Raw genomic sequence first — 16925 nt, 5'->3', positions numbered from 1 at the left:
AGAAATCCCTTATGATTAAGCTATAGAAGTGAAGGGAAGGGATATTAAGATGAAGAGAATAGTGATTCTTCTATTAATTATCTCGGGGTTATATATTGTTTTTAATCAGTCATTCGAGTTTGATGGTTTTGCATTTGAAGGAAGTAAAGATGGCAGGGCTGCACTTTCGAAGACAATAGACACCATTGAGATAAATGTGGGCAGCGTTCAGACAACGATTATTCCTGAAGACCGAAATGATGTAGAAGCAGTGTTAACTGGCAAAGGCTCGCTAATCGTTGAGGAAACAGGTAACAGGATTATAGTTGAAACGAAAAGGAAAATGTTTAATTGGTTCTCTTTTTCAGAAAAAAGCCAACTAAAAATCTATATTCCTGAAGACTATAACAGGAATATAAACATTCAAATTGGTTCAGGCAGCTTGGATTTCTCTGGCGAATCAATGAAATTAAATAAACTTTCTTTGGATATTGGTTCAGGAAATGTAAATCTCGATCATTTAGAAGTTGATGAATTTACACATGATGGTTCTTCTGGCAAAGTTGAAATTGACACTTTAATTACAAAAACAGGTACTTTTGACCTTAGCTCTGGAAATTTAGATATTGAACACTATACCGGCGCCCTAAATGCAGATGTTTCATCAGGAACGTTCTCCGTGCAAATGGATAAATTAAATGATTCAATTGATATTGACCTTAGTTCTGGAAATGTGAACCTTGATTTGCCTGATAACGCTGATTTTATTTTAAATGGCAACGTAAGCAGTGGAAATATTTCGAGTGAGTTTCCTTTAACCACTACTAGCAGTGATAAGAAAGGCCTTAAAGGAGCCTATGGTTCTGGTAAGCATAAGATAGATGTTTCCGTTTCAAGCGGCGATGTTTATATTTTCTAATTCTATAAAAAGCGCATGGAGCTCATCATCCATGCGCTTTTTACGTGTAACCAACAATGTCTATCTTTCATAACGTATAATGCCTTGTGCTTTACTATGGAAGGAGCGCTATGATGTATTATTACCATTATCCTTACCCACCACAACCTCGGCCGCCTGTTTACCCGAATTATCATAATCCAATACCCCGTCAATATCCGCAGGTGGATGTAAATGTTTTCAAGAAATCCATTAAGACCTATCGGCTATTAATGGACCAAGGTAGTATCCTTTTGGACAGATTAGGAGATTCAGATTTTGATGTTAAGATAATGTCAGCTGCACAACAGGGAAACACTTCCGAAGTGGATAAATTAATTAAAACAATTGGACTAAAAGTGCCTGTGAGGACAAAATATACGCCAACTGGTGTGACATTTGAACTTACAGCACACGTAGACCCAAATGCACCCGCGAACTGTTGTACATTAAAAGTACAATTACAATGGGGAAACTAATAGACCTTCAAATGAAGGTCTCCTTTTTGGAATAGGCTGTTTTCGTAAATATTGTTGTTATAATCTTAAAGCCGATTTTAACGTGGAAATAGTTATTTTGTTCTTTAGAATTTAGTATGCAGGCTCTTATTAAATTTATTCTATTTTCTGGTTATTTCTAGGATTACAATATCAGCTATTTCCAGAGTAGCCAATAAACAAATAATGAGGATTAACAAAAACCTATATATATTTCCTTTTTTTAACATGGTTGTCTCCAATTTTTGATGGTATAGATTTAAAATAGCAAATTACTGGATATATAAAAATTCAATTATATTTACATATTGCATCGATTTTTACACTATTAAACTTTTATTTTCCTATTTATAAATCAATCATATAGGAGTAGAATAAAGCTTATTTGATAAAACAACGTTGGATTAGGAGAAAATCGTGGAGGAACAAAAAAACAACTATCAAGAACAGAGTCTTTTCAGTATTACTTGGCCGCTCTTTATTGAGCTGGCACTCCATATGGGAATGGGGATTGTGGCTACGTTAATGTTAAGTCATTATTCCGATCAAGCAGTAGCAGGTGTTGGTGTAGCTAGCCAACTGCTAAATATCTTCATTTTGGTTTTTAATGTCACTTCAATTGGTGCAACTGTTTTAATCAGTCAAAATCTTGGTGCAGGAAAACTTCAGCGTGCCAGGCAATTATCTTATTCCGTATTTGGATTGAATTTCTGGTTTGGAATATCGATTGCCATTATTGTTTTCTTTTTAGGAGAGCCGCTGCTTCGTTTATATAATGTTCATGGTGCCGTTTTTGACTATGGACTTACCTTTGTACGAATATGTGCACTTTCACTCTTTTTCGAATCCTTATCTCTGGCTTTAAGTGCAATCCTTCGCAGTAATGGATACACCAAGGAATCAATGATGGTTACCGTTTATATGAATTTAATAAGTATTGGCGGAAATATCATAGCAATTACCGGAATCTTCGGACTGCCGGTTACTGGTGTGACTGGTGTATCCTGGGCTATCTTTGCGGCACGTGCCTATGCTGTTATCGCCCTATTATATTTGCTATATAGCAGACTTTCTTTAAAAATAGTGTTCAAAGACATATTCAACGTATCAAAAGATGATATTCGGGGATTACTCCGGATTGGGATTCCTTCAGCTGGAGAAAATCTTTCTTACCAATTATCTCAGGTGGTCATCACTAGCTTTGTTGTTACAATGGGTACATCCTCATTAGCTGCAAGAGTTTATATATTGAATATTAGCATGCTTTGTTTTTTGTTCACATTCGCGATTGGTCAAGGTACCCAGCTTTTAGTAGCACGATATATTGGAGGGAAACAATTTGATCGGGCCTTAAAACGTGGAATCAGCACCTTAAAAATCGCAATGGTTGCTTCAACCTTTGCATCGCTGGTCTTTGCTATTGGCGGGCACTCTATATTAAATTTATTTACAGAGGACCCAACAATTATTATGATTGGACTTCCAGTGTTATGGGCTATTGTCTTCGTTGAACCTGGAAGAGCTATGAATATCGTCTTGATGAGCTCGTTAAAGTCTGCTGGGGATGTTCGTTTTCCAGTTGTTATTGGTATTATTTCTATGTGGGGAGTAGCAGTTCTTCTTAGCTATCTATTTGGTGTTCATTATGGCCTAGGACTTTTAGGAGTATGGCTTGCTCAGGGAGCAGATGAATGGCTGCGCGGCTGCTTTGCGCTAAAGCGATGGCTCTCCAAACCTTGGGAGCGAGTTACAAAACTAGTATTAGATTCATAATAGAATAGCATACAAAAAACGTAAGGGGCTTCTCCTCCTTACGTTTTTTATATTGTTTTAATCTAACCTGCTTGATGAAGATTTTGTTTCACTTCAGTAAATAAACTCTTGTTTCATAAGGCTTAAGTGTGAATTCTTTCCGGAGCTTTTTATCTGCTGTTTGATAATTATGAAGGACTAGTTTCGACTTAGAATAAGACACACTGTTTGGAACATGTACCCTCGTTGATTCACAGCTAAAATTATTGATGATGATTGCTTTTTTACTTCCCAATCTACGGGTATAGACAAATAATTTAAGATGGTTCGATAATAACAATTCATATGTTCCATATACAAACAATGGATGTTCTTTACGTAATTGAATCAATTCTTTGTAGAAAGAACGAATTGATTCCGGGTCATCCAATTGATCTTCGACATTAATCTCACGATAATTTGGATTTACACCCAGCCATGTATGTTCAGCCGTAGTAAATCCGCCCATGTTGCCGGCATTCCATTGCATCGGGGTTCGTGCGTTGTCACGGCATTGCTTCCAGATAATATTCATAATTTCATCATGGGGGCGGCCTTTTGCTGTTTCGACCTTATAGAAGTTAACCATCCCAACATCGTTGTAATCTTCAATTGAAGGAAATTGAACGTTGGTCATCCCTATCTCCTGGCCCTGATAGATAAATGGGGTGCCTTTCATAAGGAAATACATCGCGCCAAGCATTTTCGCACTTTCTTTCCAATATTTCTTGTCATTCCCCCAGCTTGAAACCCGGCGAGGCTGGTCATGGTTTTCGATAAACAAAGCATTCCAGCCCTTGCCTTCCAATCCTTTTTGCCATTTGGTTAAATTCTTTTTTAACGCACGAATATCAACTTCTCCCTTTGCATTTTTTTCCCAAAGTCCTAAAAATTCAAATTGAAAAATCATGTTAAAATAACCGTTTTCTTCGCCAACCCATTTATCCGCGTCATCAAGCCCGACACCATTTGCTTCCCCTACAGTCATAATGTCATAGTTTTTAATCGTTTTCTGAGAAAACTCCGCTAACCATTCATCAATTCCGTCCACATTCATCATGTAAGGAAAACATGGCACATAATCTAAATTTGCTGGATTCGGCATATCTGGGAAACCTGGTTCTTTTCTAATATGGGAAATCGCGTCAACACGGAAGCCGTCGATTCCTTTATCCAGCCACCAGTTCACCATATCGTATAAAGCATTTCGAACCTCGGGGTTTTCCCAATTTAAATCGGGCTGCCTTTTTGAAAAAATATGCATGAAATATTCCTCAGTACTTTCATCATATTTCCACGCAGAACCGCTGAAAATGGATTCCCAGTTATTCGGTTCCTTCCCATCCTTGCCCTCACTCCAAATGTACCAATCTCGTTGAGGATTGTTTTTTGAAGATTGGGACTCAATAAACCAAGGATGCTCATCACTCGTGTGGTTGATGACCAAATCAAGAATCAATTTCATTCCCCGGCTGTGAACTCCTTCAAGCAGTTCATCAAAATCGGCCATCGTCCCGAATTCATCCATAATATCTTGATAATCAGAAATATCGTAACCATTATCATCATTTGGTGATTTGTACATCGGAGACAGCCAAATCACATCGATTCCTAATTCTTTCAGGTAGTCCAATTTGGAAGTAACTCCTTTTAAATCGCCAATCCCGTCGCCATTGCTATCCATGAAACTTCGGGGATACACCTGATAGGCAACACTTTCTTTCCACCATTTTTTATTCATATCCGCAACCCTTCCTTGATGTCTACGCCCACCACATTTGCGAAACTGGCTCTTCAATTAAAACTGATTTCAAATTGGTTACAGCACGTTTGAAGCCTTCTTCAATCGACATGATTGCATCCTCATGCTCAATACTAACAACATAATCATATCCGTAGGTCCGCAGCGCACTCATCATATCTGACCATTCTTTTAAACTATGTCCACAGCCAACTGATCGGAAGGTCCAAGCGCGCGTTCTTAATTCTCCATAAGGCTGCATATCCGTTAATCCATACATATTCACATTTTCCTGATCAATGTATGTGTCTTTCGCATGAAAATGGTGAATCGCATTTTCTTTTGCTAGAATTTTGATTGCTGCCACGGGATCAATTCCCTGCCACCATAAATGGCTTGGGTCTAAATTGGCACCAATTGCGTCACATGTTTGCTCACGAAGTTTTAAAAGTGTGTAAGGTGTGTGTACTAAAAAGCCGCCATGAAGCTCCAGTCCAATTTTTACATTGTGCTCCTTCGCATATTGGCCGACCTCTTTCCAGTATGGGATTAATTTTTCTTCCCATTGCCACTTTAGCACATCCCCATATTCATTCGGCCATGGAGTAACAGGCCAATTTGGATATTTTGCTCCCTCATGGTCTCCTGCGGTACCAGAAAAACAGTTAACAACGGGTACTCCCAAAAGTGAAGCAAGTTTAATCGTTTTTAATAGAGTTTCATGAGAATTTTTCGCAAATGCCTCTTCAGGAGAAATGGGATTGCCATGACAGCTGAACGCACTGATAATTAGATTCCGTTCCTCGACTTTTTGGATGTAGTGCTTGCGTGCTTCCTCACTTTCTAATAAACCATCTAAGTCACAATGACTGTTCCCTGGGTAACAGCCGGTTCCAATTTCAATTGCATGAAGGCCAGCTTCATTTACAGCATCGAGCATTTCTTCAAAGGACTTTTCTGCAAAAAGGACGGTAAATACCCCTAGTTTCATAAATGATTTCCCCCACTCTCATATATTCGATCAATGATCTGTGAAACCTGAAGCGCCTCTTCTCGCTTCACTACCAACTCTTCCATTCCTAAACAAGTATGAATAAAATTCTTCGCCTGAGAGTGACCTGGTTCTTCCTCACCTGGAAGCCAAGCAGCTTCACTGTTTACCAGCATTCCGTTTTTCGAGGTGTATAGTTCAAATGGGAAGACACTTAACCCTCCGTCTACACCTGAAATGCTGAGGTGCTCGGCGTCATCCTTTATATTGGCTGCCCATGATGTTTCAAACAACATAGAAGCACCACTTTCAAATTGAATATAGGCGGTCACATGATCATCGACATTAAAGGTTTCATGAATAAACGAACCCCATTGATTGACTTGATTAGCTGTCTTACTTAACGTGTTATAGGCGGTGCCTGTCACCGTGAGATGTTTTGGATTTCCCATCAGCCAAAGAGCTAAATCAAGCAGATGACATCCATAATCAATCAAACTGCCGCCACCCTGCAAGTCTTTATTAGTAAAAACTCCCCATCCAGGTACTTTGCGCCGTCTTAACGCCTGAACTCTTACCACAAGCGGTGTCCCTACTTCTTGCATGACCTTTTTGGCTGCCTGGGACTCCTTCATAAAACGGTAATGATACGCAATAGCGAGAACCTTATCCGCTTTTTTAGAAGCCGTGATCATCGCCTCGCATTCCTCCGCCCGTAACGCCATCGGCTTCTCACATAATACATGTACACCCGCTTCAAAGGCAGCAATCGTGATTTCTGCGTGGAATTTATTTGGTGTGCAAATACATACAGCATCAACCTGTGAAAAAAGATCATGATAATTCGCAAAAACATGAGCGATGTTATATTTATCACCGGTTTCCTGTGCTCGTTCAAGGTTAACATCACTTAGTGCAGTAATTTCACAAATATCATTTAACTGAAGAAACGCAGGAATATGACGGCTTTGAGCAATACCGCCGACCCCAATAATTCCAATGCGAAGTTTTTTCATCCTTCTCTCACTCTTACTATTTGTTTTGTTTCATTGGACTCGAGTGCTGCCAAAATAACCTCCAATGATTTCATACCTTCCTCACCGGTTACAAGCACTTCTTGATCATGAACAACTGAATCCACAAATTTATCAATCACATGAGAATTTTTCTGACCACCAGCACCATTGGACTGGATTTTGCCAAGCTGATAATTCACTATTTCTCCGTTCGCATATTGAACCACTAAAGAATTAGTTGGGTCATCTTCTAAACGAAGAATGGCCTTCTCTCCATAAATAATCGTGGAGTTATCTTCCTTGCTGACGTAAGCCCAGCTTGCTGCAAGGGTTCCTATGATACCACTTTCGGTTTTTAGGACACATACTGCATTATCATCAACATCAGCGAAATCTTTTGCACTTGTTTCAACAAAAGATCCTACTTCTGTAATTTCTTCACCTAGGACATAGCGGAGTAAATCGGTCTTATGAACACCAAGGTCACCCATGGCACCTACAAATGCTTTTTCTTTTTGAAAGAACCAGCCTTCTTTACCTTCGACACTCCAGCCCTCAGGACCTCCATGACCAAATGCTGTGCGGAAACTATAGATTTTACCGATTTCTCCGTCCTCGATTAACTTGCGTGCCTTTTGATGAGAGGGTACAAACCTCTGATTATGAGCAATCATTAACTTTTTTCCGCTTTCCTTTGCTGCTGCAATCATCGCTTCTGCTTCATCCTTAGATGTTGCCATTGGTTTTTCACATAGTACGTGAATTCCAGATTTTAATGCAGCGATTGAAATGGGGGCATGAAGATAGTTGGGAGTACAAACACTTACTGCATCCACTGATCCGTTGCTTAATAACTCTTCATAGTTTGTACAGGCTTTTACAGCATATTTTTCCGCTACGACTAAAGCGCGTTCCTCATTGATATCACAAACAGCAATAAGCTCAACATTTTTATTCGATTTATATTCAGGTAAATGGCGGTGCTGGGCAATACTGCCACAGCCAATCACAGCTACTCGTAATTTTCCCATGTTTACTTCCCTCCAATTACTTCAAGTGGTTTAGCATTTCCATAAACTGGTCGTTCACGTTTTACCGGCGCTGCCCATTTCACAGCGTTAATAATGACACGTTGAATGTCTTTATTGTGGTAAGTAGGATATGTTTCATGACCTGGACGGAAATAGAATACTTTCCCGTTCCCGCGTTGGTATGTACATCCACTGCGAAACACTTCTCCTCCTTCAAACCAGCTTGTAAAGATCAGTTCATCTGGCTGTGGGATATCAAAATGCTCCCCATACATTTCTTCTTTTTCTAATTCAATATATTCAGAGATTCCTTCTGTAATTGGATGGCTTGGGCTCACGACCCAAAGCCGTTCTTTTTCGTCTGCTACCCGCCATTTTAAATTACAGCTTGTTCCCATTAATGTTTTAAAGATTTTTGAGAAATGCCCGGAATGTAAAACTATTAAGCCCATGCCGTCGAGGACACGCTGCTGAACCTTTTGAACAATTTCATCCTTTACTTCACCATGTGCTAAATGACCCCACCAAACTAATACATCTGTATTTTCCAGAACTTTGTCCGTTAAGCCATGCTCTGGTTCATCTAGAGTAGCTGTTCCTACTTCGTATCCCTCAGATTTAAGAAATTCAGCGATTGCACCGTGGATGCCGTTAGGATAAATATCCCTTACAACCGAATCTTTTTGTTCGTGACGGTTTTCATTCCATACAGTTACTTTCAACATAATCAATCTACTCCTTTTATATCTTTTACTTACCATTTATTTTAGAGAATGGAAAAAATAATGAAACGGCTTACATTGACAAATAAGGTGTAAAATATTGAACTTAATAACTTAATTACCCTTTACTGATTTTAAGTAATTTAAACTGATTTCAATGCTCTCGAATGGTGTACGGCGGCTAAAATCCTGCTCAACTATCCACCAATGGACCCCTGATTCTTCTCCTATTTTCAGTACTGCTTCAATATCAACGCAGCCTGTTCCAAGCTCAGCAAAAAATTGTTCATCATCTGTCGTCATGTCCTTCAAATGAATGAGAGGTGTTCGATTTTTATAACGATTCATCCACTCAACCGGGTTTTCACCCGCTTTTGCCAACCAATACACATCCAGCTCTGCCTTAACATTGTTCGCGCTCGTTTTATCAAAAATGGCTTCAAGGATTGATCTCCCATTGGACAAGCGCTCTAGTTCAAAATCATGATTATGATAGCAAAGGGTGATGCCTTCCCGACGACATAATTCACCAGCTCTATCTAAAAATGAAATAAGGGCTTTGTAATCCTCTATGCTGCGGCGTTCTGGCTGTAAATACGGACAAACCACATAACGGCTTTCTAATATTTTCTGTTCTTCAATGACTTGATATAGATTGTTTTCCAATTCTTCCAGAGGCACGTGGCTGGCTGTTGCCCTTAGCCCAAATTCATCCAATAACACTTTTACCTCATTCACAGTCAATCCGCCATACCCCGCAAATTCAACACCATCGTAGCCAAGCTCCGCTACTCGTTTTAATGTGCCAGCAAAATCCTTTTCACTTTCTTCCCGCAAAGTGTACATTTGTACTGCTATTGGAATGTTTGTCAACCTTCTCCCCCATTTCTCAGAACATACCTTATTTGATTACATCATAATGCCTGAATCTGCATTTAAACATAGATGATATAATCAAAACATCTACTATTTTGCTATTTTATTAAAGGCTTTGTTAAATTACTTTGTTGATATATTGCTAATAAGAATTGTTCACAAAAGAGGGCTATTGGTGACCTTATTCTTGTTGGGATTAAGAATGTGGTAACCAATGAAGGCTATTGGTGACCGTAATCTTGTTGAAATTGAGAAAGTGGTCATCAACGAGGGCTATTGGTGACCGTAGTCTTGTTGGAAATGAAAATGTGGTAACCAAGAGGCGTAAATGATGACCGTAATCAATGGCATAAGGAAGTTAGATGTTACATAGAAGAGTTTTACGTGACAGAAAACAGGTCGGACAACAATAATAATTAACAGAGCCTTATAAAAAGGGAGAAATGTTTATGACAACGAACATATTTTTTTGCGGCTATTCGTATCACACAAATGGATATCATTCGCAGCATAAATCCGGATACCCCTCTTATCTATTCCGCCTGCAAACAGAAGGCCTTTGTGAAGTAATAGTGAAGGGTAGAAAAATGGAACTCGAGAAGGGAGACCTCCTGCTCATAAAACCAGGGGATCACTATGAACTACTGGTAAATGCGGGCCAAAACAGCGGCGACTATCATTTAGTATGCGAAGGTGCATGGGTGGACGAATGGTGGAACCGTTCCGAGAGGCCAGATGTCTCCAGAATCGATTTGGATAATAAGCTGCTGGTTCTATGGCGACATATTATGATTGAAAAACGCCGTCCAGCCTCCAGCCAAAACGAAGAGCTCACAGGCTATTTGCTGCGAGCTCTCTGCTTAACTTTAGAACGGGCCATTAATGAAACGGTGCCTTCTTTCAACGTCCCCTATACTGTGACAAGGATGATGCGGTACATAGAAGAACATGCCACAACCGCATTTAAAGTCGAGGATGTGGCAAGGCATGCTGGTCTTAGCATCTCCCGGTCCGTTCATCTTTTCAAAAGCAGCGTTGGAAAAACGATGATTGAATATGCCCTTGAAATCCGTTTGTCCGCTGCAATTGAGCGAATGAAATACACATCCTTGACACTCGAGCAAATTGCCGAGGATTGTGGCTTCGGAAGTTATCCTTATTTTCATAGAGTATTTCATAAGAAGTATGGCGTTTCTCCAGGGGTATACAGACGTCTGGAATACTAGAAAAAAGAGGGATGAAAGCTTTCCCTCTTTTGGTGATAGTTTGTCCTATTTTCTTGGATCTACATAATCAGGATAATCGGTAATAATTCCGTCCACGTTCATATCTAATAGAAATTGAGCTGCTTCATGGCTTCGAACTGTCCAGGATTGGATTTTCATTCCAAGCGAGTGTACTTGATCAACCAATTCTTTTGATACGATTCCATAGCTTGGGTTAAAGTAATCAGCATAAGTTGCAAATTCTTTCAAAGCTTGTTCCGTTGTGTGAGCCCTATTGGATGTAAGGACACCAATCCGCACCTTTGGAAGCAAGCTGTTTGTTATTTTCATAGATTCAAAATTAAACGATTGAATAATGATCTTTTCATTTTGTGGTTTATCAAGGTTTCGTTCTTTTAATTTCTGTGCAACCTGTCCTTCAATTCCTGGATAAAGCTCAGGTGATTTTAGTTCTATTAAAATACCAGTTTTACCATGATAGCGGTCAAGAACTTCATCGAATGTAGGAATTTTCTCACCTGTAAATTCTTCGCCCTTCCAGCTGCCTGCATCAAGACTTCTAATCTGTTCAAAGGTTAAGTCTTTCACATATCCCGTACCATCTGTTGTTCTGTCAACCGTATTATCATGAATGATGACCAATTCCCCATCCTTGCTTCTTTGGACATCAATTTCAATATAATCAGCTTTCATTTCGACACCTTTATCAAAAGCGGCAATCGTATTTTCCGGTGCATAACCAGTTGCTCCGCGGTGAGCAACATTATCCACTTTTCGTAACTCCCCAGTTGTTTCTGCTGCAAAAGCTTGTTGAAAAGGACTAAATAATAAACTAAAAGCCAGGCCTGCTCCAATCACAAATGCTTTTTTCATTTTTCTCCATCTCCCTTTTCTATGTGTCTACAAATGTAATTGTATGGGAGAATTGTTTAGCTAATATGTAATCTACGTTTAGACTTGATTAATGTAATGTAAAAAAATCTAGTTAAATATTCGTGCATTAATTTACAAATAATTCGCTCTTTTTCCCTTTGCTAAAAAAATAAGCAGTGATAAAGTATCCCTATCGCGTGCCGATGCAAAATGGGTAACAAGCATCAAAAAAGGGTGACCACGTTTGAGGACACCTTTTGATACTCTAATCTAAATCCGGACTATTAACCATAATACCAGCAACCTGTGTTAACCGATCATAAAAAGCAAGTCCTGCTGGTTTATCATAAAGACCAATTTCTTGAAAGGCTTCCTTCATACAGCGAAGCCAGCTCTGTGCTCTTCTTGGCGTCACTTCAAACGGAAGATGTCGATCTCTCATTGCCGGTGGACCGAATTCTTGACTGTAAAGAGCCGGACCTCCTAAGAATTGTGGAAGAAACATTCTTTGTTTCCTCATTATTTCCTCCATGTCCCCTTCAAACAACGGTCTTAATTCAGGATCTGCATATACCCGAGGATAAAAAGCAGCGACAAGCTTATCAATCGTTTCCTGACCGCCAATTTCACTATAAAGTGTCTTAAATTTATATTCCAAGTCACACACCCCTTTTACTTTCTTTTGATTATAAAGAAAAAACAGGCAGAGTTTCGTGATATAAATCACACTTTTAAAGCCCAAACAAATTAAGGCGAACTTGGCGCAACTAATTCTACTTTGATTCGATCTGGGTCTTCAAAAAAAACAGCGTAATAGTCTGTACCTCCAGCGTACGGATGTTTATCTGAGTAAAGGATTTTGACCCCTTTTCCCTTCAATCTTTTGGTAAATTCATCTACTTGTTCCTTGGACTTTGCATGAAAGGCAAGATGGTTTAATCCCACTCTACTTCGATGGTAGGGGATATCTAAGAACCGTTCCTCGGCTTGAACAAAAACAAGATACGTTTCTTGATGTTTCCAACTAATTCCACTATCCCACTTTTGATACTCCTCATATCCCAATTCCGTTAATAACCATTCCCAAAATTCAATGCTTTTAGTAAGATTCGAAACATATATTTCAACATGGTGCAGCATATATAATCCCCATTTATTATCGTATTAATAACAAACCCATTGTGGACCAAGCCGCCAATGGGTTTTTTTTTAAGGTTACCAATGATTATAAATCCTCTGAAATCTTAGATTTTTTCCCTTTTCCAATTTGTTTCCAAGCTAAGACGACAGCTAAAGTCACAATCGTCCCAACAATAGCTTCAGGAATTCCGCTCGTTATGGCAACAGTCCATGCTACTCCAGCCGCCATATAGCCTCTGACTACAGCCATCGTTAAAACAAGTGCCGTATTGGTCAAGGTCCCTAAAAATGCCGCAGCACCAATAGCAAGATATTCACTTTTTTTGTGAATCCCAACATACACCAACCATGCAATAACCCCAATAAAAAGCCGTGGCAGAATAGCAACTAATGGATCTTTAAACAGGGGCACCGTTGCATTTAAGAAAGACGAAACACCAAAGATAAGGCCGACGATAGCTCCAACAACCGGTCCCTGCATTATCCCACCAATAATTGCTGGAATATGCATGATGGTCGCATTTCCAGCTGCTGTAGGTACAGGAATATATCCGATTCGGGTTACACCCAAAAGAATGGCAATCGCACCAAGTACACCAGCTATAACAATATTTCTAACCGTTAATGAACCCTTCATTCAATTTCTCCCCTTTAAATTTATCTAAAATGGAAATGGATAAAAAAGTAATAATGATGATAATATCAGTCCAATAATTAAAACGATGTAATCTCGTCCTAGTGCCTTATAAACGGAATAGGCACTTCTCTCATTTCCTGGTGTATAGCAGCGGGATTCCATGGCTAAGATGAGATCCTCTGCCCTAGATAACGCAATTGTAAATAAGGGGATAATAATCGGAAACATATCTTTCGTCCTCTGAATAATTCTCCACCATTCCCCAGATCCGAAATCTGCCCCTCTTGAAGCTTGCGCCTTCATCATTTTTTCCATTTCAATTGCAAAGGTTGGTACAAACCGTATGGCAATGGTAATAATCAATGAAATCTCATGGACAGGAAATTTTACTTTTTTCAAAGGGCTTAAGAGACTTTGAATGGCATGGGTTAACTCAGTTGTTGAAGTCGATAGCGTCAGAACGCTGCTTAATAAAATGATTTCTACAAAACGTATGGCCGAAACAATCACTAATCGAATACTTTCACTCGTAATCAAGATGAACCCAAACTGAAAGAATACAGTCCCGCCTGAAAAAACACTACCTTGGAAAATAAGCTGAAGCAAACCCAATATTATGATAAAGGGAATAGCTGGCTTGATGCCAGATAAGCCATAACTGATTGGTATTTTGGATGCCCAAAATAAATAAATAGACAATAGCAGACCGAGAAAATTCCCCAAATAACTAGTATTGAGAGCTATGGCTAAAACAAGAATAGTGAACACTAACAGCTTTATTCTTGGGTCTAGCCGATGAATAAAGGAAGCGGTTGGTACGTATTGTCCAATCGTTATGTTACGCGATAGCTCAAATTCACTAGCCATGATTCTCCCCCTCCCCATTGGCAAGAACCTTTATGATTTCGTTAGCAGCTTCCGATATTGTAAAAGCAGCAGTATCCACATTGTATCCAAGGTCTTTTAGCCGGTAAAGAGCCTGTACCGTTTCAGGTGTTCCAATTTGGTAGCGCTGTAATTTTTCCTTGTCAGTAAAAATCTCTTCTGGAGTACCTGATAACACATCAGAACCATTGGCCATGACATAAACTCTGTCTGCTAAATAAGCGACTTCTTCCATATTATGTGAAACAAAAATGACTGTTAGGTTTTCCATTTTATTTAAGAATTTAATCTTATCAAGCACCTCATTCCGAGACCTTGGGTCAAGACCTGCTGTCGGTTCATCAAGAACTAAAATCTTTGGCTGTAACGCTAGGATTCCAGCTAGTGCAACTTTACGCTTCTGACCACCACTTAAGGCAAATGTTTGCCTGTCCTTCATTTCCTCAAAATTTAAGCCGACCATATCCATCGCCCATTTAACCCGTTCCCTTACTTCTTTCAAAGGCAAACCAAGTTTAAAAGGTCCGTAGGCAATATCATCGCCAATTAATTTTTCAAAAATTTGGTCCTCTGGATTTTGAAAAACAAGCCCAACTTTTCTCCGTAACGCTTTTATGTCAATTCGTTTTTTAGATAAATCTACTCCATCAATGATGACTTTCCCAGAAATCGGGCGGATTAGACCATTAAAATGCTGGATTAAAGTAGATTTTCCTGAACCGGTGTGGCCAATAATGGCAATACATTCTCCCTCGTTGACAACCATGCTAGTCCCCTTCAGGGCTGTATGCTCCATTGGGGTTCCCTTCATGTATGTATGATATAAATTTTCTATTTCTATAACTGGCTGCCCAGGCATCAGACCATCTCCCCGCTCCTTGCTTTTGATACTCTATTTACTTCATTAATTAGTTCATCCTCCTGGATTAACTCTTTTGAAAACATCGGAATTTGACTATGGACGATATCAGCCATCTGGCTAACGGCTGGGACATCTAATTGAAGATCCATTAATACCTGTTTATGTTTAAAAATTTCACGAGGATTTCCGTCCATAACAATTTTCCCGTCTTCGACCACAATAATGCGGCCTGCTTCTGCTGCCTCAGACATACGATGGGTAACTGTTATAATCGTCATCCCCATCTTATTCATTTTCCTTATAGCCTGGAGGACTTCATTTCTGCCAAAGGTATCTAACATGCTTGTAGACTCATCGAACACGATACAGTCTGGCTGCATTGCCAGTACTCCAGCTATTGCCACTCGTTGTTTTTGTCCTCCAGATAAGTGGTGTGGCGGCCTTTTCCTGAACTCCGACATTTTCACTACCTCTAAAGCTTCATCAATTCTGTGTTTCATCTCTGCTCTCGGTACACCGATATTCTCTAACCCAAAAGCTACGTCCTCCTCCACAATGGTCGCAACAATTTGATTATCAGGATGCTGAAAGACCATACCAACCGTTTTACGAATGTCGAGTTTCTTGCTTTCGTCCTTCGTATTATGACCTTGCACCCAAACATCCCCTGAACTAGGTGTTAAGAGCCCATTAAAATGCTTGGATAATGTTGATTTACCAGAACCATTGTGGCCGATAATCGCAACATATTCACCTGGATAAATGGAAAAAGAGACATTCTTAAGAACAGGAACGGAAGAGTCTTCATTGATTTTATATGTAAATGATACATCTTCTAAAGCAATAATGGGTTCCATCTAGCTCCCCCTCTCACTTCTATTTTATTAATATTCAGAATATTATTCAACCATAGTAATGGATTCATAAGAAATATAATAGCACGAAGTCTTAAAAGGGGGTATCCTGGAGCATAAATTTTTCATGAATAAATCTAGGCCAGATTTCATTTTTACTTTTAGAATGTGCAAAAAGGGAAAAATTATCCAATACCCTTACATAAAATATACTTTATTGACATAATTTATTAAACGAAGATACTAGTTAATACTTTTTGTTGACTAGTAGATTCATATATACTAAAATAATAAATTGTCAATAAAACGTGGTTCGAGAACCTCCCACGTAAAAAAACTAAGGAGAGAACTTTAATGAAAATAAAAACACTTGTCGTAAACGCGATATTAGCAGCGTTATATATTGCTGTTTCCGGTTTAATCGCACCCTTTGGCTTCACAAATGTACAATTTCGTGTATCCGAAATGTTTAACCATCTAGTCGTTTTCAATAAAAAGTACATTTTCGGAATCATTTTGGGTGTATTTTTCAGCAATCTTTTCTTTTCACCAATGGTTGCTTATGACCTTATTTTCGGAGTAGGACAATCCGTGATTGCTTTGACCATTACGATCCTATCCGCACGTTATATTAAAGGGATATGGAAACGAATGATTGTCAATACGGTAGTTTTCACTGTTACTATGTTTATTATCGCCTTCGAATTAAACTTAGCATTTGAGCTGCCATTCTTATTTACTTGGCTAACTGTAGCAGCAGGTGAATTTGTAGTGATGGCAGTAGGTATGCCGATTATATATTTCATTAACAAACGCGTAAATTTCGAAAAAAGAGTATAAATAAAAGAGATGCTGCTTTAGGGAATG

At 39.1% G+C, this 16925-nt stretch carries 18 protein-coding genes and 1 riboswitch; of the genes, 5 read left to right on the top strand and 13 right to left on the bottom strand.

Going from position 1 to position 16925, the window contains the following annotated elements; genetic code table 11:
* The first annotated feature begins 49 nt into the window (after positions 1-49).
* The 3 genes from liaG (at position 50) to J2Y03_RS09875 (ending at position 3186) form a co-directional block, all read left to right on the top strand.
* Positions 50-898 (top strand): LiaG family protein, encoded by an 849-nt coding sequence (gene liaG, locus J2Y03_RS09885; RefSeq protein ID WP_310193436.1) that lies wholly within the window; start codon positions 50-52, stop codon positions 896-898.
* A 113-nt stretch (positions 899-1011) separates the two neighbouring features.
* Entirely contained in the window at positions 1012-1395 is a 384-nt protein-coding gene (locus tag J2Y03_RS09880; RefSeq protein ID WP_310193433.1) for a hypothetical protein, read from the top strand.
* A gap of 435 nt (positions 1396-1830) precedes the next feature.
* Entirely contained in the window at positions 1831-3186 is a 1356-nt protein-coding gene (locus J2Y03_RS09875) for an MATE family efflux transporter (RefSeq protein WP_310193431.1), read from the top strand.
* 88 nt (positions 3187-3274) lie between these two features.
* Here J2Y03_RS09875 and J2Y03_RS09870 read toward each other — a convergent pair whose 3' ends face one another.
* From J2Y03_RS09870 to J2Y03_RS09845, 6 genes are all read right to left on the bottom strand, one after another.
* Positions 3275-4945 (bottom strand): glycoside hydrolase family 13 protein, encoded by a 1671-nt coding sequence (locus J2Y03_RS09870; protein ID WP_310193429.1) that lies wholly within the window; start codon positions 4943-4945, stop codon positions 3275-3277.
* A gap of 22 nt (positions 4946-4967) precedes the next feature.
* The gene (locus J2Y03_RS09865) at positions 4968-5936 is read right to left on the bottom strand and encodes a sugar phosphate isomerase/epimerase family protein (protein ID WP_310193426.1); all 969 of its coding nucleotides are present in this window, start codon (positions 5934-5936) and stop codon (positions 4968-4970) included.
* A complete protein-coding gene (locus tag J2Y03_RS09860) occupies positions 5933-6952 on the bottom strand; it encodes a Gfo/Idh/MocA family protein (protein WP_310193423.1) in 1020 nt (339 codons plus the stop codon). The genes J2Y03_RS09865 and J2Y03_RS09860 overlap by 4 nt, the downstream gene beginning before the upstream one ends.
* Positions 6949-7983, bottom strand: a complete 1035-nt coding sequence (locus tag J2Y03_RS09855; protein WP_310193420.1) for a Gfo/Idh/MocA family protein — start codon at positions 7981-7983, stop codon at positions 6949-6951. Before J2Y03_RS09855 ends, J2Y03_RS09860 begins: the two co-directional genes overlap by 4 nt.
* Positions 7984-7985: 2 nt before the next feature.
* Positions 7986-8708: a ThuA domain-containing protein gene (locus J2Y03_RS09850; protein WP_310193417.1), complete on the bottom strand. Its 723-nt coding sequence runs from the start codon at positions 8706-8708 to the stop codon at positions 7986-7988.
* A 111-nt stretch (positions 8709-8819) separates the two neighbouring features.
* Entirely contained in the window at positions 8820-9578 is a 759-nt protein-coding gene (locus tag J2Y03_RS09845) for a sugar phosphate isomerase/epimerase family protein (RefSeq protein ID WP_310193415.1), read from the bottom strand.
* A gap of 452 nt (positions 9579-10030) precedes the next feature.
* Here J2Y03_RS09845 and J2Y03_RS09840 point away from each other — a divergent pair, with 452 nt between their 5' ends.
* Positions 10031-10807, top strand: a complete 777-nt coding sequence (locus J2Y03_RS09840; RefSeq protein ID WP_132095847.1) for an AraC family transcriptional regulator — start codon at positions 10031-10033, stop codon at positions 10805-10807.
* Positions 10808-10852: 45 nt separating this feature from the next.
* On the opposite strand, the gene J2Y03_RS09835 is transcribed toward J2Y03_RS09840, so the two are convergent.
* The 7 genes from J2Y03_RS09835 to J2Y03_RS09805 form a co-directional block, all read right to left on the bottom strand.
* A complete protein-coding gene (locus tag J2Y03_RS09835; protein ID WP_310193409.1) occupies positions 10853-11680 on the bottom strand; it encodes a glycerophosphodiester phosphodiesterase in 828 nt (275 codons plus the stop codon).
* Positions 11681-11945: 265 nt separating this feature from the next.
* Entirely contained in the window at positions 11946-12338 is a 393-nt protein-coding gene (locus tag J2Y03_RS09830) for a globin domain-containing protein (protein ID WP_132095843.1), read from the bottom strand.
* A gap of 89 nt (positions 12339-12427) precedes the next feature.
* Positions 12428-12820 (bottom strand): VOC family protein, encoded by a 393-nt coding sequence (locus J2Y03_RS09825; RefSeq protein ID WP_132095841.1) that lies wholly within the window; start codon positions 12818-12820, stop codon positions 12428-12430.
* Between the two features lie 85 nt (positions 12821-12905).
* Positions 12906-13457, bottom strand: a complete 552-nt coding sequence (locus tag J2Y03_RS09820) for an ECF transporter S component (protein WP_310193404.1) — start codon at positions 13455-13457, stop codon at positions 12906-12908.
* Positions 13458-13481: 24 nt separating this feature from the next.
* Positions 13482-14324, bottom strand: coding sequence for an energy-coupling factor transporter transmembrane component T family protein (locus J2Y03_RS09815; RefSeq protein ID WP_132095837.1), 843 nt, complete (start codon positions 14322-14324; stop codon positions 13482-13484).
* The gene (locus tag J2Y03_RS09810) at positions 14317-15201 is read right to left on the bottom strand and encodes an energy-coupling factor transporter ATPase (protein ID WP_132095835.1); all 885 of its coding nucleotides are present in this window, start codon (positions 15199-15201) and stop codon (positions 14317-14319) included. Before J2Y03_RS09810 ends, J2Y03_RS09815 begins: the two co-directional genes overlap by 8 nt.
* A complete protein-coding gene (locus J2Y03_RS09805) occupies positions 15201-16061 on the bottom strand; it encodes an energy-coupling factor transporter ATPase (RefSeq protein WP_310193399.1) in 861 nt (286 codons plus the stop codon). The genes J2Y03_RS09810 and J2Y03_RS09805 overlap by 1 nt, the downstream gene beginning before the upstream one ends.
* A 299-nt stretch (positions 16062-16360) precedes the next feature.
* Positions 16361-16405: riboswitch (PreQ1 riboswitch) on the top strand.
* Positions 16406-16412: 7 nt separating this feature from the next.
* On the opposite strand from J2Y03_RS09805, the gene J2Y03_RS09800 reads away from it, so the two are divergent.
* Positions 16413-16898, top strand: a complete 486-nt coding sequence (locus J2Y03_RS09800; RefSeq protein ID WP_310193396.1) for a QueT transporter family protein — start codon at positions 16413-16415, stop codon at positions 16896-16898.
* The last annotated feature ends 27 nt before the right edge of the window (positions 16899-16925 follow it).

This window comes from Neobacillus niacini (assembly GCF_031457145.1).
GTDB lineage: Bacteria > Bacillota > Bacilli > Bacillales > Cytobacillaceae > Neobacillus > Neobacillus niacini_J.
The sequence above is the reverse complement of the archived record's forward strand: the minus strand, read 5'-3'. Positions and strand labels throughout refer to the sequence as shown.

Excerpts from the sequence above, each read along its gene's own strand:
- liaG (WP_310193436.1), top strand. The coding sequence starts at position 50 with ATGAAGAGAATAGTGATTCTTCTATTAATTATCTCGGGGTTATATATT.
- J2Y03_RS09865 (WP_310193426.1), bottom strand. The coding sequence starts at position 5,936 with ATGAAACTAGGGGTATTTACCGTCCTTTTTGCAGAAAAGTCCTTTGAA.
- J2Y03_RS09810 (WP_132095835.1), bottom strand. The coding sequence starts at position 15,201 with ATGCCTGGGCAGCCAGTTATAGAAATAGAAAATTTATATCATACATAC.
- J2Y03_RS09800 (WP_310193396.1), top strand. The coding sequence starts at position 16,413 with ATGAAAATAAAAACACTTGTCGTAAACGCGATATTAGCAGCGTTATAT.
- J2Y03_RS09870 (WP_310193429.1), bottom strand. The coding sequence starts at position 4,945 with ATGAATAAAAAATGGTGGAAAGAAAGTGTTGCCTATCAGGTGTATCCC.
- J2Y03_RS09855 (WP_310193420.1), bottom strand. The coding sequence starts at position 7,983 with ATGGGAAAATTACGAGTAGCTGTGATTGGCTGTGGCAGTATTGCCCAG.
- J2Y03_RS09835 (WP_310193409.1), bottom strand. The coding sequence starts at position 11,680 with ATGAAAAAAGCATTTGTGATTGGAGCAGGCCTGGCTTTTAGTTTATTA.
- J2Y03_RS09805 (WP_310193399.1), bottom strand. The coding sequence starts at position 16,061 with ATGGAACCCATTATTGCTTTAGAAGATGTATCATTTACATATAAAATC.
- J2Y03_RS09825 (WP_132095841.1), bottom strand. The coding sequence starts at position 12,820 with ATGCTGCACCATGTTGAAATATATGTTTCGAATCTTACTAAAAGCATT.
- J2Y03_RS09820 (WP_310193404.1), bottom strand. The coding sequence starts at position 13,457 with ATGAAGGGTTCATTAACGGTTAGAAATATTGTTATAGCTGGTGTACTT.
- J2Y03_RS09815 (WP_132095837.1), bottom strand. The coding sequence starts at position 14,324 with ATGGCTAGTGAATTTGAGCTATCGCGTAACATAACGATTGGACAATAC.
- J2Y03_RS09860 (WP_310193423.1), bottom strand. The coding sequence starts at position 6,952 with ATGAAAAAACTTCGCATTGGAATTATTGGGGTCGGCGGTATTGCTCAA.
- J2Y03_RS09850 (WP_310193417.1), bottom strand. The coding sequence starts at position 8,708 with ATGTTGAAAGTAACTGTATGGAATGAAAACCGTCACGAACAAAAAGAT.
- J2Y03_RS09880 (WP_310193433.1), top strand. The coding sequence starts at position 1,012 with ATGTATTATTACCATTATCCTTACCCACCACAACCTCGGCCGCCTGTT.
- J2Y03_RS09840 (WP_132095847.1), top strand. The coding sequence starts at position 10,031 with ATGACAACGAACATATTTTTTTGCGGCTATTCGTATCACACAAATGGA.